At 63.5% G+C, this 13,421-nt stretch carries 6 protein-coding genes and 3 pseudogenes; 7 read left to right on the top strand and 2 right to left on the bottom strand.

Annotated features, from left to right (window positions below):
• Positions 1–761 precede the first annotated feature (761 nt).
• Both ACWEO7_RS35585 and ACWEO7_RS35590 read left to right on the top strand, forming a co-directional pair.
• Positions 762–2,546, top strand: a complete 1,785-nt coding sequence (locus ACWEO7_RS35585) for an acyl-CoA dehydrogenase family protein (RefSeq protein ID WP_452429800.1) — start codon at positions 762–764, stop codon at positions 2,544–2,546.
• A gap of 265 nt (positions 2,547–2,811) precedes the next feature.
• Positions 2,812–4,011, top strand: a complete 1,200-nt coding sequence (locus tag ACWEO7_RS35590) for a cytochrome P450 (protein WP_452429811.1) — start codon at positions 2,812–2,814, stop codon at positions 4,009–4,011.
• A 729-nt stretch (positions 4,012–4,740) separates the two neighbouring features.
• On the opposite strand, the gene ACWEO7_RS35595 is transcribed toward ACWEO7_RS35590, so the two are convergent.
• Together ACWEO7_RS35595 and ACWEO7_RS35600 are read right to left on the bottom strand one after the other, a co-directional pair.
• On the bottom strand, positions 4,741–6,243 hold the full coding sequence (locus ACWEO7_RS35595; RefSeq protein WP_452429802.1) for an amino acid permease: 1,503 nt from the start codon (positions 6,241–6,243) through the stop codon (positions 4,741–4,743).
• Between the two features lie 356 nt (positions 6,244–6,599).
• Entirely contained in the window at positions 6,600–7,523 is a 924-nt protein-coding gene (locus tag ACWEO7_RS35600) for a threonine ammonia-lyase (protein WP_452429804.1), read from the bottom strand.
• 89 nt (positions 7,524–7,612) lie between these two features.
• Between ACWEO7_RS35600 and ACWEO7_RS35605 the strand changes: the two genes are divergently transcribed.
• The 5 genes and pseudogenes from ACWEO7_RS35605 to ACWEO7_RS35625 form a co-directional block, all read left to right on the top strand.
• The gene (locus ACWEO7_RS35605; RefSeq protein WP_452429807.1) at positions 7,613–8,506 is read left to right on the top strand and encodes a LysR family transcriptional regulator; all 894 of its coding nucleotides are present in this window, start codon (positions 7,613–7,615) and stop codon (positions 8,504–8,506) included.
• Between the two features lie 485 nt (positions 8,507–8,991).
• Complete coding sequence (locus ACWEO7_RS35610; protein WP_452429809.1) at positions 8,992–10,602, top strand: IS4 family transposase; 1,611 nt, start codon at positions 8,992–8,994, stop codon at positions 10,600–10,602.
• Positions 10,603–10,672: 70 nt separating this feature from the next.
• Positions 10,673–10,927 (top strand): annotated as a pseudogene (locus ACWEO7_RS35615) (IS3-like element IS987 family transposase); the annotation flags it as partial.
• Between the two features lie 202 nt (positions 10,928–11,129).
• Positions 11,130–12,202, top strand: a pseudogene (locus ACWEO7_RS35620) (IS110 family transposase).
• Positions 12,203–12,216: 14 nt separating this feature from the next.
• Positions 12,217–12,675, top strand: a pseudogene (locus ACWEO7_RS35625) (IS3 family transposase); the annotation flags it as partial.
• Positions 12,676–13,421 lie beyond the last annotated feature (746 nt).

Below are 13,421 nucleotides of genomic sequence, written 5' to 3' on the forward strand. Positions count from 1 at the left end.
AGCGACGGCCCTGAGAAGTGTGGTCTCATTCGGCCGCTCGCGATGAACGCCCCTCCAGGCGAACGAATCCCTGCCGGTGGGAGGCGATGTCGAGCCGGCCGCCGGGGGTGGCGATGAGAGCGTTCCCCTCGCCGTCCCACAGCAGAACGCGATACCGCTGCTGACGAACCGGCAGCAGGTGTCGATGACAAGCAGGTTGCACTCCAATCGATGCGGGTACTGCCGGGTCATCCGGGGTCGGCAGTCCCACAGGTCATCGACACGACATCGACCAAGCCTTGCCACAGCTGGCCAGGAGCCGCATCTCCAGTTGTGGCACAATGCATTTCGTGCATCGGTCGGTTAACGGCAACTCTGCCGCCACGGTGATGTCGCAGGTCGACGCGACCGTTTCCTGGGTTGGCCAGCGCGCACGCGCTGCTGCCCAGCCGATGCGAAGATGGCCCTTCCCGCGGGCGTCCCGGATCGGGCGCCCGCGGCCTCGCACACCTTCCTCGGTGTTCTTGCGATGCCCGGGGGCCGGGCTCGGCGTGGTCCGCGAGGTTTTGTTGGCTGGGTCGCGGAGCGAAACCTCATGTGAAGGTGTGGTGCCGTGGGCTTTTGAGAGGTGATCGTCGCACTCCCTTGTTCCGGGCCCGGTTGCGTCTGCGTGGCCGTGTGATGAGCGCTGGTTCCGGTGCGTTGTAGTTCACGCGATGGCCTCGGGTATGCCCAGCGGTCGATGAGTAGCCGTTGGGATCGGAAGTGAGTAGGAGGCGGTTATGGGTACACATGGGTCGAGGGAACGCACCTCGCTGACGGAGATTCTCCGGCACGGCGATCCGCAATTCCACCAGCAGCTGCAGAAGATCCTGACCAAGCCGGAGTTCCGCGTCACCGAGGACATGAGCCAGGTGCAGCGGCGGCAGAACGCCTATGACCAGCTGGAAGACTTGGTCAAGGAGATCGGCGCCCGCGATGCCGCAACGGATCTACCGAAATTGTTCGCGGTGTTCGACCAGACCGCAGTACTCACGCCGGACCTGATCCCACTGATCTCCGGACACTACAATCTGTCCTCGGGCAGCCTGGCCACCTTGACCGACCCCGACTCCGCCAAGGAGTACCTCAAAGACCTGGACGACGGCACCAGCGTCGGGGTCATGCTGCTGACCGAGTACGGGTGTGGCTCCAACATCGGCTTCATGCAGACCACCGCCACCTGGGATGGCGAGGCATTCGTACTCAACACGCCGGAACCGCTGGCGCGGAAATTCATGCCCAGTCTAGGGATCTCGGTTCCCCGGGTCTGCGTCATCGGTGCGCGGCTCATCGATGCGGAGGGCGTTGATCAGGGCGTGCACCTGTTCGCTGCGAGGCTGCGCGACGACCACGGCGACCCGGCTCCCGGCGTGACGATTACCCAGCTCGGTCGCCAGCAGCTGGTCGTCATGGACAATGCGGTGATCAGCTTCGATGGCCTCCGGGTCGAGCGCAGTGCCTGGCTGAGCAACGACCTGGCGACCATCGACCGCAACGGGGTGCTGACCTGGTCCGACGACAACAGCCGGAAGCGGGCATTCGCCTCGGCGATCAGCCAACTGACCGTCGGCCGCCTGGCTCTGTCGTCATGTCTCAATGCCACCGCTCGCGCCTCGCTCTACATCGCGCTTCGCTACGCCTCCAAACGGCGAGTGCCGTTGACGTCAGAGGCCAAACCACTCATGGTCGACATCCCGCACGTGCGAGATACCCTGCTCACCGAACTGGCCGGTACCGTCGCCCGGACCATCTACGGGAACGCGGTCAAGACTTTCCTCGCAGGCGCCGATCTCACCAAGCGCGGCACCGTCGTGGCGGTCATGGCCGCCAAGTACTTCATCCAAGAGCATGCCTTGACCACGGTCACCGACTGCCGCCTGAAAATGGCTGCGCAAGGAATGTTCAGCGACAACCGGGTCGCCGACTACATCGGCATCTGCCACGCCGCCATCACCGGCGAGGGCGACACCAAAGTGCTGGGCAGCGTAGGCGGGCGCGTCTTGGCCAAAGAGCTCGGCCGCACACCGCCACCGGAACCGACGCTGCACGATCCCGCCGACCCCACAGACCGCGCGCGGTTGCTCCGCGCGCGCACGCTGACGATCGCGCAAGATGCGCAACCACTGCTGAGCGACCCAGCTCTAAAAGCGCGTCTGGATGTCATCCCGGATGCACTCGAACTCGCCGAGGCCTACTGCGCCGAACAAGCCCTGCAGTTACTCGACGAACTCGCCGAACTCCACCCCGAGATCGCCGCCGTACGCGACGTCTTCGCACTGGACCAGATCAACCAGCATGATTCGTGGTACCTCACCCGTGGTCTACTCGACATCGCGGCCGTCAAGACCGTGAAACAGCAAGGCCGCGCAGGGCTGCTTCCCCAGGCGATCGACAACCTCGCCGACCACCTGCCCGCACTGCTGGACGCGTTCGGCTTTGATGACGAGGTCCTCGGCGCACCGGTACTTTCCGACGATCTACCCACCGCGTGGGACTCCCGCTTGCGTGACCGACACGATCACTGACACTCCACGGCAAAGTCCAGGCTCGGGCGCACGGCAGGGCGCCCGAGCCTGTGCCGTAGCGGAACTCGTAGGGCCTCTGCTGTGGGCCTCAACCCCGGGGGCACGCGCCGCCGGTATGAGGGCTCGATCGAGCGAACCATGTTGGCAGGCAACAACATTAGGCAGCCAGTGGCCTTCACCTTGGGTAGTATGCTGCCGCAACCGAAACCAAGGAGACTACGTGTATCCGCAGCACACCCATCTGGGTGCTACCGCGACCGACCCGATGTCGCCGATCGAAAACATCGGTCCTCGAATCCCGATCCACAGTCCAGAATTCGCGACGGATCCACACGCATACTACCGCCTGATGCGCAGAGACTACGGACCACTGGTGCCGGTCGAGATGTGGCCAGGAGTCCCCGCAACCCTGGTCATCGGTTATCGCACCGCCGTGCGGATCCTCAACGACGACGACCGCTTCCCGGCCGATCCGAGCGTGTGGCAGAAGACCGCACCCGCCGACATCCCGATCATGCCGATGATCGAAGCCCGCCCCAACGCTATTCGCACCAGCGGTGCAGAGCACGCACGCTACCGCGCCGCATTGACCGACGCCCTGGACGGAATCGACCTGAACTCCCTGCGAGCCATGGTCGAGGGATCCGCCATCCCGATCATCAACACCTTCTGCGAGGCCGGGAACGCCGAACTGTTGAGCCAGTACGTCCAACCGCTGGTCTTCTCGGTCTTCTGCCAGGTCCTCGGCTGCCCACCCGACATCGGTGCGCGGGTCGCGCAAGCCAGCGCCGCGATGTTCGACGGTGTGGATACCGAAACAGTGAACGCGATCATGGGTCAAGCGCTGCTCGACCTCACCGCGCTCAAACGCGTCTACCCCGATGACGACGTCGTCACGAGACTGGTGCAGCATCCCGCCGGGCTGAACGACGAGGAGATGGTCCATCAACTGGTCCTGCTGTTCGCGGCCGGTGTCGAACCCCCCTTGAACCTGATCGCCAACACCCTGCTGTTGATGCTCACCGACGCCCGCTTCGGCGACAGCCTGCACATGTCGACCAGGACCGCGCTGCACGAGAGGCTGGCCACCGACCCGCCGATGGCGAACTACTGCATCACCTATCCTCGCCAGCCGATTCTGATCGAGGACGTATGGCTGCCAGCGAATCAGCCGGTCATCATCAGTATGGCTGCCTGCAATACCGATCCAGCGATGAACACCGGGGAATTCCTCGACAACGGATGGAACCTCGCGTTCAGCACCGGCCCGCACGCCTGCCCTGCCCACGCCCGGCCGTACGGACTTCTGCTCGCGCAGGAGGTCATCGATCAACTCCTCGACACCCTCCCCGAGCTGAGGTTAGCGGTTGCCAAGAAGGCTCTTGTATGGCGCCCAGGCCCATTCCACCGAGCACTGGAAGCGTTGCCGGTCGTGTTCCCGCCGTCTGCTCCGTTCCGTCTCTGAGGACGCACCTCGCTGGCATGGTTGATCGCAAGCCTGGCCGGCTAACGCTAACGTGCTCCAGCACCGTTGTTGTGGCCCGCTGAAGCAAGATCGCTACGCCAGCGGGCCAATCGTTGTCCAGGATCGGGCTGGCGAGTAACGCCCGCGACGCGCAGCAGATCGTGCGCGATCGCCGCGCACAGCACCCCGGCGGACTTCGCGCCGAACCGTCCGGAGAGTATGTGCGCGAGAGGCCCGTCGATGAGGTCGGCGAACTCGGTCTCGCAAGCACATCGGTCTCGAAGTCCGCGAGTTCATCCTCCGTCGCCGGAGACCGGAACTCACGCAGATCACGCACGGCCGCCAGAGCCAACCCACGCCTCCTTACCTTCACCCGCCCCGAGGGAAGCTCGGCCGAATCGCAATCTGATCGACCGGGCCGACTTCGCTTCAGTGGAGGATTCGACGCTGAGGACGCACAGGATGGCCCAGATCCAGGCCAAAACGGGCGACGTGAAAGAAGTCGGAGGGATCAGGAACTCAACGACTGTTGGTTAGCCAGGACGGCCTGCGCGGATGGCGATGTGGTGGGTGTTGTCGATGTTTATGTCGATCGATTCCCGGCACTCGCTGTGTTGTGACAGCATGTCGCGGGTCGTAACGGCATTGGGTTTTGGGGAGGGTGTCGAGATGGAAGACTTCGAGCAGTGCTATCGATCTCAGTTGGCTATTCCAACATTTACAGGCGGTTCAGTCCGAGGGAGTGGAAGCAGGATCCTCTCTGGCGGTTACGCGGAGTGCGGAATGGCGGCGTCCGTAGGCGATGTAGACGATTATGCCCAGTGCCATCCAGACGACGAAACGGAGCCAGGTCTCGACCGAGAGATTGAGCATCAGCCATGCGCACGCCAGAACAGCGAGTATAGGAATGAGGGGGACGAAGGGCACCCGGAACCCGCGCGGCAGGTCCGGGCGGGTGTGACGCAGAACGAGCACCCCGATCGCGACAAGCACAAAGGCAAACAAGGTGCCGATATTGACCATCTCTTCGAGGGTTCCGAAGTCTATGAAACCCGCAAGAGCCGCACAGATGATGCCCACGATGACGGTGAGCCGGACGGGAGTGCCGCGCTTTCCGATACGCGCTAGTTTGCGCGGCAATAGTCCGTCACGGCACATGGCGAACAACACTCGAGTCTGGCCGAGAAACATCACCATAACGACGGTAGTCAAGCCTGCGAGTGCGCCGACGGAGATGATGTTCTTCACCCACATCTCATCGTGTATGGCGAAAGCGGTAGCGAGTGTCGCATTTCCGCCAGAAAGGGCCGTATACGGGACCATTCCTGTGAGGACGATAGATACTGCGACATAGAGCGCCGTTACGATCAACAGCGAGGCGAGGATTCCACGAGGCAAAGCCTTTTGCGGGTCTTTCGTTTCCTCAGCTGTGGTCGCGACCACATCGAATCCGATGAACGCAAAGAACACCAGGCTGGCCGCGGCGAGTAGCCCATACCAGCCGAATGTACTGTTGCCTGCTCCGGTGACGAAGGAGAACAGCGACTGATGTAACCCCTGCCCTTCCCCCTGCGGCTGCGAAGGCGGAATGTAAGGTTTCAGATTCGAAGAGTCGAAGTAGGTGGCGCCGACCACGAGCACCAGCGCGACCACGCACAGTTTGATGACGACTGCCACTTGCGAGACACGCGAAGAAATCTTCGTCCCAACCGCGAGCAGCGCCGCCAGGGCCGCGATAATCAACACGGCGCCCCAGTCGAAGGTGATCGAGCCGAGGTGTACAACCGGCGATCGAGAGTTCATCACTTCGCCTAGATACTGTGACCAGCCCTTTGCCACAGTAGAAGTCGCGAGCGCGAACTCCAAGATCAAATCCCAACCGATGATCCAGGCGATGAGTTCGCCAAAAGTGGCGTAGGCGAACGTGTATGCGCTGCCTGCGACGGGTACGGTCGAGGCGAACTCGGCGTAGCAGAGCGCGGTCAACGCGCACGCGATCGCAGCTAGAACGAATGCGAGCGAAACCGACGGCCCCGCAACCTTCCCCGCAGTCCGTGCGGTTAAAGTGAAGATGCCAGCGCCGATGACAACAGCGACTCCGAATGTTGTGAGATCCCAGGCGGTCAGATCCTTGCGCAATCCTGAGCCCGGCTCATCTGTTTCTCGGATAGATTGTTCCACGGATTTTGTGCGGAATATAGAGTTCCGACGATCGGGTTTCGAAGTCGTCACACTTGTCTCCTTAAAAGGTCTCGAAGGCATTCGAGACATTCGAATAAACTTGCGTCATCTGCCAAATCGCCGAAACCCAAACACGGCACACAAGGAAGGGAAGTTCTCGGCGGAATTTCTTGTCGTCGCGGCTCGCAGACCTAAAGTTTCGCCACTCAATTCGACAGATAGCGGCGTGCGGCTTCACCTTTGACTGATGAGGCATCGGCGAAGACTCCTGAAGACGAGGTTCTGTCTTCTGTAGCGAGAAACAGAAAGTTGCGCCGCAAACCTGGCACTCGAGACGTTGCGATCCTGAATCCGATCGGCAGCTCATGGATACATTACGGGCTCAATCAAGCTCGTGACGTGCGGCTTCACACTCCGGCGGCTGTTGCGTTACCGCCCGTGCAGACAACAGCCACCCGACGCCCGATGAAGCGCTCTCGGTCGGCGAGAACCGCAGCCAACGCGGCTGAGCCCGCGCCCTCGGCAAGAGTGTGGGCACAAGTGCGCAAGATACCTTGGGCCTGCGCGATCTTGTCGTCGGTGACAAGTACGAAATCCGTCAGGTGGTCGGCCAGTATGCGTTGCGGCAGCGCGAATCCGCTACCGGTGGCAAGTCCATCCACGCGAGTCGTGTTGGGGCGCTGGACGAGTTGGCCGACACGCCAGGAGTCGTGTCCTGCTGGCGAGGCCGCCGATTGCACCCCTATGACCTCGCAAGTCGGCGAGAAAGCGGCCGCGACCAGGCAGGCACCGGCAGCGCCGGTGCCACTGCCGACCGGGACCACTAACACGTCCAGATCGGGCGCGGCCAGAAACAGTTCCACATAGGCGGTCGCCACCCCGGCAATGATCGCAGGTTCGTCGGCCGCCGATACCAGGCACATTCCTCGCTCGGCCGACAGTTCCTCGGCATGTGTACGCGCCTGTTCCAATTCGCTACCATGCTCGACGAGTTCAGCACCGAGCGCTCGCACGGCCGCGGCCTTCACCGGATTCGGTCGAGAAGGCATGACGACGACGCACGGGACGCCGAATTCCCGTGCCGCATACGCCAGTGACTGGGCATGATTTCCGGTCGAGTAGCCGAGCACGCCGCGTGCACGGTCCTGCGGGGACATGTTCGCCAGCAGGTTCAGCCCGCCGCGCACCTTGAAGGCGCCAGTGGGCTGGACATTTTCGTGCTTCACCAGCACGTGGGTGCCTGCCACCTGGTCGAGTATCGGGTAGGACCAGGCCGGAGTCGGTGGCAGCTTCCCCGCCAGCAAGTTTCGGGCGCGCAGGATGTCGGGCATAGTTGACATGCCTCCATTAACGCAACCCTAGATAGATGAGTCCAATGGATGCTCTCTAGACTTTCATCGAAATCATCTATGATTCCTACGTGGACACGACTCGCCTGCGAGTGCTGCTGGCGGTGGCGCGCGAAAAATCTGTTACCGCCGCCGCGGAAGCGCTGCACTATGCACAGCCCTCGGTCAGTCATCATCTGGCCAAGCTGGAAACCGAAGTGGGAGTGGCGCTGTTTGAGCGAGCCGGGCGTGGAATCCGGCTCACCGACGCGGGTGAGCTGCTGGTGTTGCGCGCTGAGGAGATCCTCGGCCGAATCGACTCGGCCCAAGCCGAGTTGGCCGCCCATGCCGGATTGCGTGCGGGCCGGGTCCGCCTGGCGGCATTTCCATCAGTGCTGGCAACACTTGTGCCGCACGCGATGGCGGCGTTGTCCCGTGACCACCCCGACCTGGACTCGGTCCTGATCGAGGCAGAACCACCCGCGGCGCTCACGACCTTGCGTGGCGGCGGCGTAGATGTTGCGCTGATCTTCGCGCACGACGAGACCGATCCAGTAGGTGTGAGTGTGCACCGGCTTTTCACAGAGCCGCTCTACATAGTCACTCAGCGAAACGACGGACGCGGACGAAGCGAGGATCTCGCCACCTATGCCGATGCCCGGTGGATCGCGGGCTGCGAACGCTGCCGAGCACATCTCGTTGCCATGTGCGCCGGTGCGGGGTTCACGCCGAACATCACCTTCGAAACCGACGACTACGTCGCGGCACAAGCACTCGTCGCCGCCGGCCTCGGCGTCACGACGCTACCTGGTCTCGCACTGAGCGCGCATCACCACAGCGAGACATCGATAACCCGAATCCCTCACGCTGGCAGGCGCGTACTGGCCGCCACCTACGGCCGTTCACCACTGCCGGCGCCCGTTGCAGCCTTTCTGGACAAGCTGATCACAACCGTAGGACAGCTACAGTGGCCTATCCCGAACTAGTGGGCCTTGGTGACGATCTGGGCGATCGGTATCCGATGATCGTCAAGACCTGACGCGGTTCCTGGGAGCACTTCATCACGTTTCTGCAGTTCCCGCTGGAGATCCGGCGGGTCGTCTACACGACCAACATGATCATCTAGGACGCACCACCTGTCCGATTACGTGAAGCCCCGGGGGGGGTACCGGGGGAATTGAGTGAACGGTGACAAACATGCGCCTCGTCACTGAAATGTCAGTAGCTTCTCGTCACGAAAAATGTCAGTAAACAGCCGCACGTCGGCCCACGATTTGAATCCTCCCGGCATGTCCGGAGACTTCATCTGTTGAGGAAGGATGAAGTCCGTGAGTTCGAAGAAGTACCCCAAGACCACGGAGTTAACAAGAAGGGCCTGATGTCAAGGGGTTTCGGGGATTTCTGGTCGTGGCAACGGGACTCCTGGTAGCAGAGAAGCCGACCAAGGTCTTCTCGCCCATATGGAGTCCCGTTGCCCGTTCAGCATTCCACCCGGCCGCGTGCCGGGTCCATCGCCAGCGTTGATCATCTGCTGGCTCCAGGCCATCTTGGTGAGCTGACCAGCCACGTCCCAGTCGAGCTGGTCGATGACATCTTGGAACGCGCGGGAGCGGTGCAGTCACGACTGCGGTTGCTGCCCTCGCGAGTGGGGGTGTATTTCGTGTTGGCCTTGGCGCTGTTTCCGATGCTGGGTTACCTGCGGGTCTGGGACAAGCTCACCGCCGGGATGTTTCACCTCGGGTTGCGCCGCCCGTCGGAGAAGGCGCTGCGCGAGCTGCGGCGTCGGCTCGGCGAGGCGCCGCTGCGGATGCTGTTCGAGACCGTGGCCGGACCGGTGGCGCAGCCGGGCACGCCCGGGGTGTGCTATCGCGGCTGGCGCACCGTCGCATTCGACGGGTGTTCCTCGTACAAGGCTCCGGACCTGCCCTCGGTGTCTGCCTGGCTGGGCAAGCTCAAACACCGTTACGGGTCCGAGGGCTATCCGATGCTGAAGATCGTGGCATTGTGCGAGACCGGGACCCGGGCCCTGCTCGGCGCGGTGTTCGGGCTTGTCGACGTGGCCGAGCACGTTCACGCTGAGCACCTGTTGCCGCTGCTGGACGCGAAGATGTTGCTGCTCAACGACCGTGGGTTCGACTCCGACGAGTTCCTGTCCAAGATCGCCGGGACCGGCGCGCATATACTTGTGCGTCTGCGAGGGCGCAGGAGTCCGGCACGGTGGGCGCACTTGCCAGACGGGACCTACCTGACCCGGATCGCCGGGGTCAGGTTGCGGATCATCGACGCGCACGTGAGCGCGACCACGGTGAAAGGACTGCGTGTGGGCGAGCGGTATCTGCTGGCCACTACCCTCACCGACCATCGTCGCCACCCCGCGACCGAGCTCACCGCCCTCTACCACGAGCGCTGGGAGATCGAATCAGCCTTCTACGCCCTGCGTCACACCCTGCAACGCGGCCTGGTACTGCGTTCCCAGCACCCCATCGGTCTCGCGCAGGAACTGTGGGCTCAGCTGACCGTCTACCAGCTCTTGCGCCGCGCGATGGCCGACGCCGTCGAGTCGCGACCGGGCACCGATCCCGACCGCGCCAGCTTCACCGTCGCCCTGGAAACGGCCAAAGACCAGCTGATCAATGCCGCAGCCATCCCCGACAACATCCAGACCGGCCGGATTCGACAGGCCGTGCTGGACAATCTGCTGCCGCCACGACGGCCACGCATCGCCCCACGCCGGGTGAAATGCCCCATCTCCCGCTACGCCGCACCACCGAGCCAAGCCATGATCACCGGTATCGGCACGGTTGCGCAGGTCACCATCACCGTGACTCACAGCCAGCAACAGGCCCCCACCGGCCGCCGAGACAAAACACTCCAGCTCATGCGCACCGAACCGCATCGGACCTGGCGCCCTAGCGAAATCGCCCGAGGCATCGGCCTGCCTGAACCCAACACCCACAGCCTACGCACCGATCTCCTCCGCTGGACTCGCGAAGGCATCCTGCACCACCACGCCCAAGGCGCTTACACACTCGCTCCGGAATGGATACAACCCGACCCACCGGAAATCCCCGAAACACCTTGACATCAGGCCCTTCTTGTTAACTCCGTGGTCTTGGAAGTACCCGCTGGAGTTGCGTGAGCGGGCGGTGCGGATGGTCGCGGAGGTCCGTGGCCAGTACGAGTCGGAGTGGGCGGCGATCGGGGCGGTCGCCGAGTTGCTGGGTGTCGGGACGGCCGAGACGGTCCGGAAGTGGGTTCGCCAGGAGCAGGTCGATGTCGGCGCGCGGGCTGGGGTGACCAGTGAAGAGGCCGCGGAGTTGAAGCGGCTTCAGCGGGAGAACGCAGAACTGAAGCGCGCCAACGCGATTCTGAAGTCTGCGTCGGCATTCTTCGCGTCAATGTCAAGATCATGAGTGCCTGGCGGGGTTCGCTCTTTTCTTCGCTGCCCCAGCTGTGAATGCTGGTGGCTTGTCACGATGTGCGACCTCGCCGGGCCCGACCGGCGAGGTGCGTGGCCTGATAGGAGCGCGCCGCAAACGCCCGATTGACGCGTGCCCGTCCTCACCTGGTCGCATTTATCCCGTTTGCGCGTGAGAGGACCGAAAACCGTTGAACCATGTTGTGATCGGTGTTGACGCCCACAAACGCACCCATACCCTGGTCGCCGTCGATCCCGTGGGCCGCCGGTTGGCCGAGAAGACGATCGGAACGACCAGCGAGGATCATTTGAAGGCGGTCGAGTGGGCTGCCCAGTGGCCGGCTGCCCGCTTCGCGGTGGAGGACTGCCGACACGTCACACGCCGACTGGAACGGGACCTGCTGGCCGCAGCGTTCCAGGTGGTGAGGGTGCCGACCCATCTCATGGCTGCCGCCAGGCGCAGTAGCCGGGAGAAGGGCAAATCCGATCCGATCGATGCCCTGGCGGTGGCTCATGCTGCCCTGCGCGAACCCGACCTGCCGACCGCGCGTCTCGACGGCCCGGCGCGGGAGGTGAAACTCTTGTCGGACTATCGCCATACCTTGGTTGTCCAGCGAACCGAGCTGATCAACCGATTGCGTTGGCACCTGCACGAACTCGACCCCAGCCTGGAACTTCCCGCCCGCGGACTGCGCCGCTACTGCGTGATCGACGACCTCACCGAGCGATTGACCGCTTTCGACGGCCTGGTCGCGCGGATCGCTCGCGATATGACCGCGCAGTGCCGTGCGCTGACCGAACAGATCAACGATCTCGAACGTCAGCTCCGGGATCGAGTCCGGGTGCTGGCGCCGACTCTGCTCGCAGTCCCCGGCTGCGGGGTCCTCTCGGCCGCGGTGATCGTCGGCGAGACCGCTGGAGCGCGACGCTTTCGCTCCAAGGGCGCGTATGCGCGGTTCACCGGGACCGCACCCATTCCGGTGTGGTCGGGTGCCACCTCAGGCAAGGTGCGACTCAACCGCGGCGGTAACCGGTGGATCAACTGCGCCTTGCATATGATCGCGCTCACCCAGACCCGCGGCTTCGGGCCCGGCAAGACCTACGTCGACAAGCTCAAATCCAGCGGCAAGACCCGCACCGAAGCGATGCGGCGTTGCGTCGGCGCTTGTCCGACGTCGTCTACCGTGCCCTGCTCGCCGACGAACAAGCAGCCGTGACACCGCCCACCGAATCAACGAAACTGGTTGCGCTGCGGGCGGCTTGACATAGGAGCATCGCCGAACTGGACCGGCCGCAGCGCTGATCGTCAGGTATATCAGCGAGCATCAGGGCCACCGGGTCGATGGTGGCCTGCGATGGGGTGTCGAGTCGATCTGCGCCGCGCTCACCGAGCTCGGCGTCAAGATCGCCCCATCAACGTATTACGAACAGCGCCAGCCGGTGTCTTGTAAACGATGGCGGCGTGATGAGGATTTGAAGGTGGAAATCACGCGGGTTCACTGGGAGAACTTCAGCGCTTACGGCGCCCGGAAGGTGTGGCTGCAACTCAATCGTGAAGGCATCAGCGTGGGCCGCTGCACGGTGGAGCGGCTGATGCGGCAGCTCGGGTTGCGTGGCGCGGTCCGTGGCCGTGTCAAACGCACCACGATCGCCGATCCGGCCGCCCCGCGACCGGCGGATCTGGTGCAACGCCGGTTCGCGCCGAGAGCACCGAACCGGCTGTGGGTGGCCGACATGGTGCGCCACGAGGCGCTGTTCGACCGTGTGGTGATGAAAGGACACCACCGTCGGGTCGTCGCAGCGGCCCGGCTGAAGCTGAGGGCAGCCCGAACCCGGGGACGGGGGTGAGGGTGGACAGCGGCCCTGACAACGACGAGTCGTACCAGCACTGCCAGATGGTGCGAGCTCGGCAAGCAAGACGGACAGGTATACGAGAGGAACCAGTGTCTGAACGCCCCTCAAGCGCACCCACCAGCCCCGAACCTGGCGGATGCGGGCTGGGTCGCACCGCGCACCCTCTGGCATCAGCCGGACGGGGAACTCCTGGGTCGGAGAATGTCGTCGGCCGGGAGGCCATGGTGAAGGCCTGCGGCGTAGTCATGGCGATGGTGCAGGGGCATAGCTGGATGCCGATCCCGTCGAACGGTCGACAGCGAACGTGGGAACCCTTCTGTCGGTCTCGTCCCGCCCGTGACATCCGGTTACGAGTGGGTGGGCAGGTCCGTCGTCGGCCGATGTCGACAGGAGGGGGCGGAGAGCTCGTAGTAGTCCGAGGTCGGGGTGCGACACGAGGTCGCACGAGTTGAGTGAGCTTCACTGAAGGAGGTCGGCGGATGCCGAAGGTGTAGTTACGGATCAGTGTTCGTGGATCTGTCCCCGGGCCTGACGTGCGTCGCTGGTAACGGCGGGGTGTGAAGCTCAGGTCGGAAGGCTCGAGGGCTCCCGTTCCATCCGGGAGCCACAAGTCACGGGGAAGGCCGACA

Source organism: Nocardia sp. NPDC004260 (assembly GCF_053603155.1).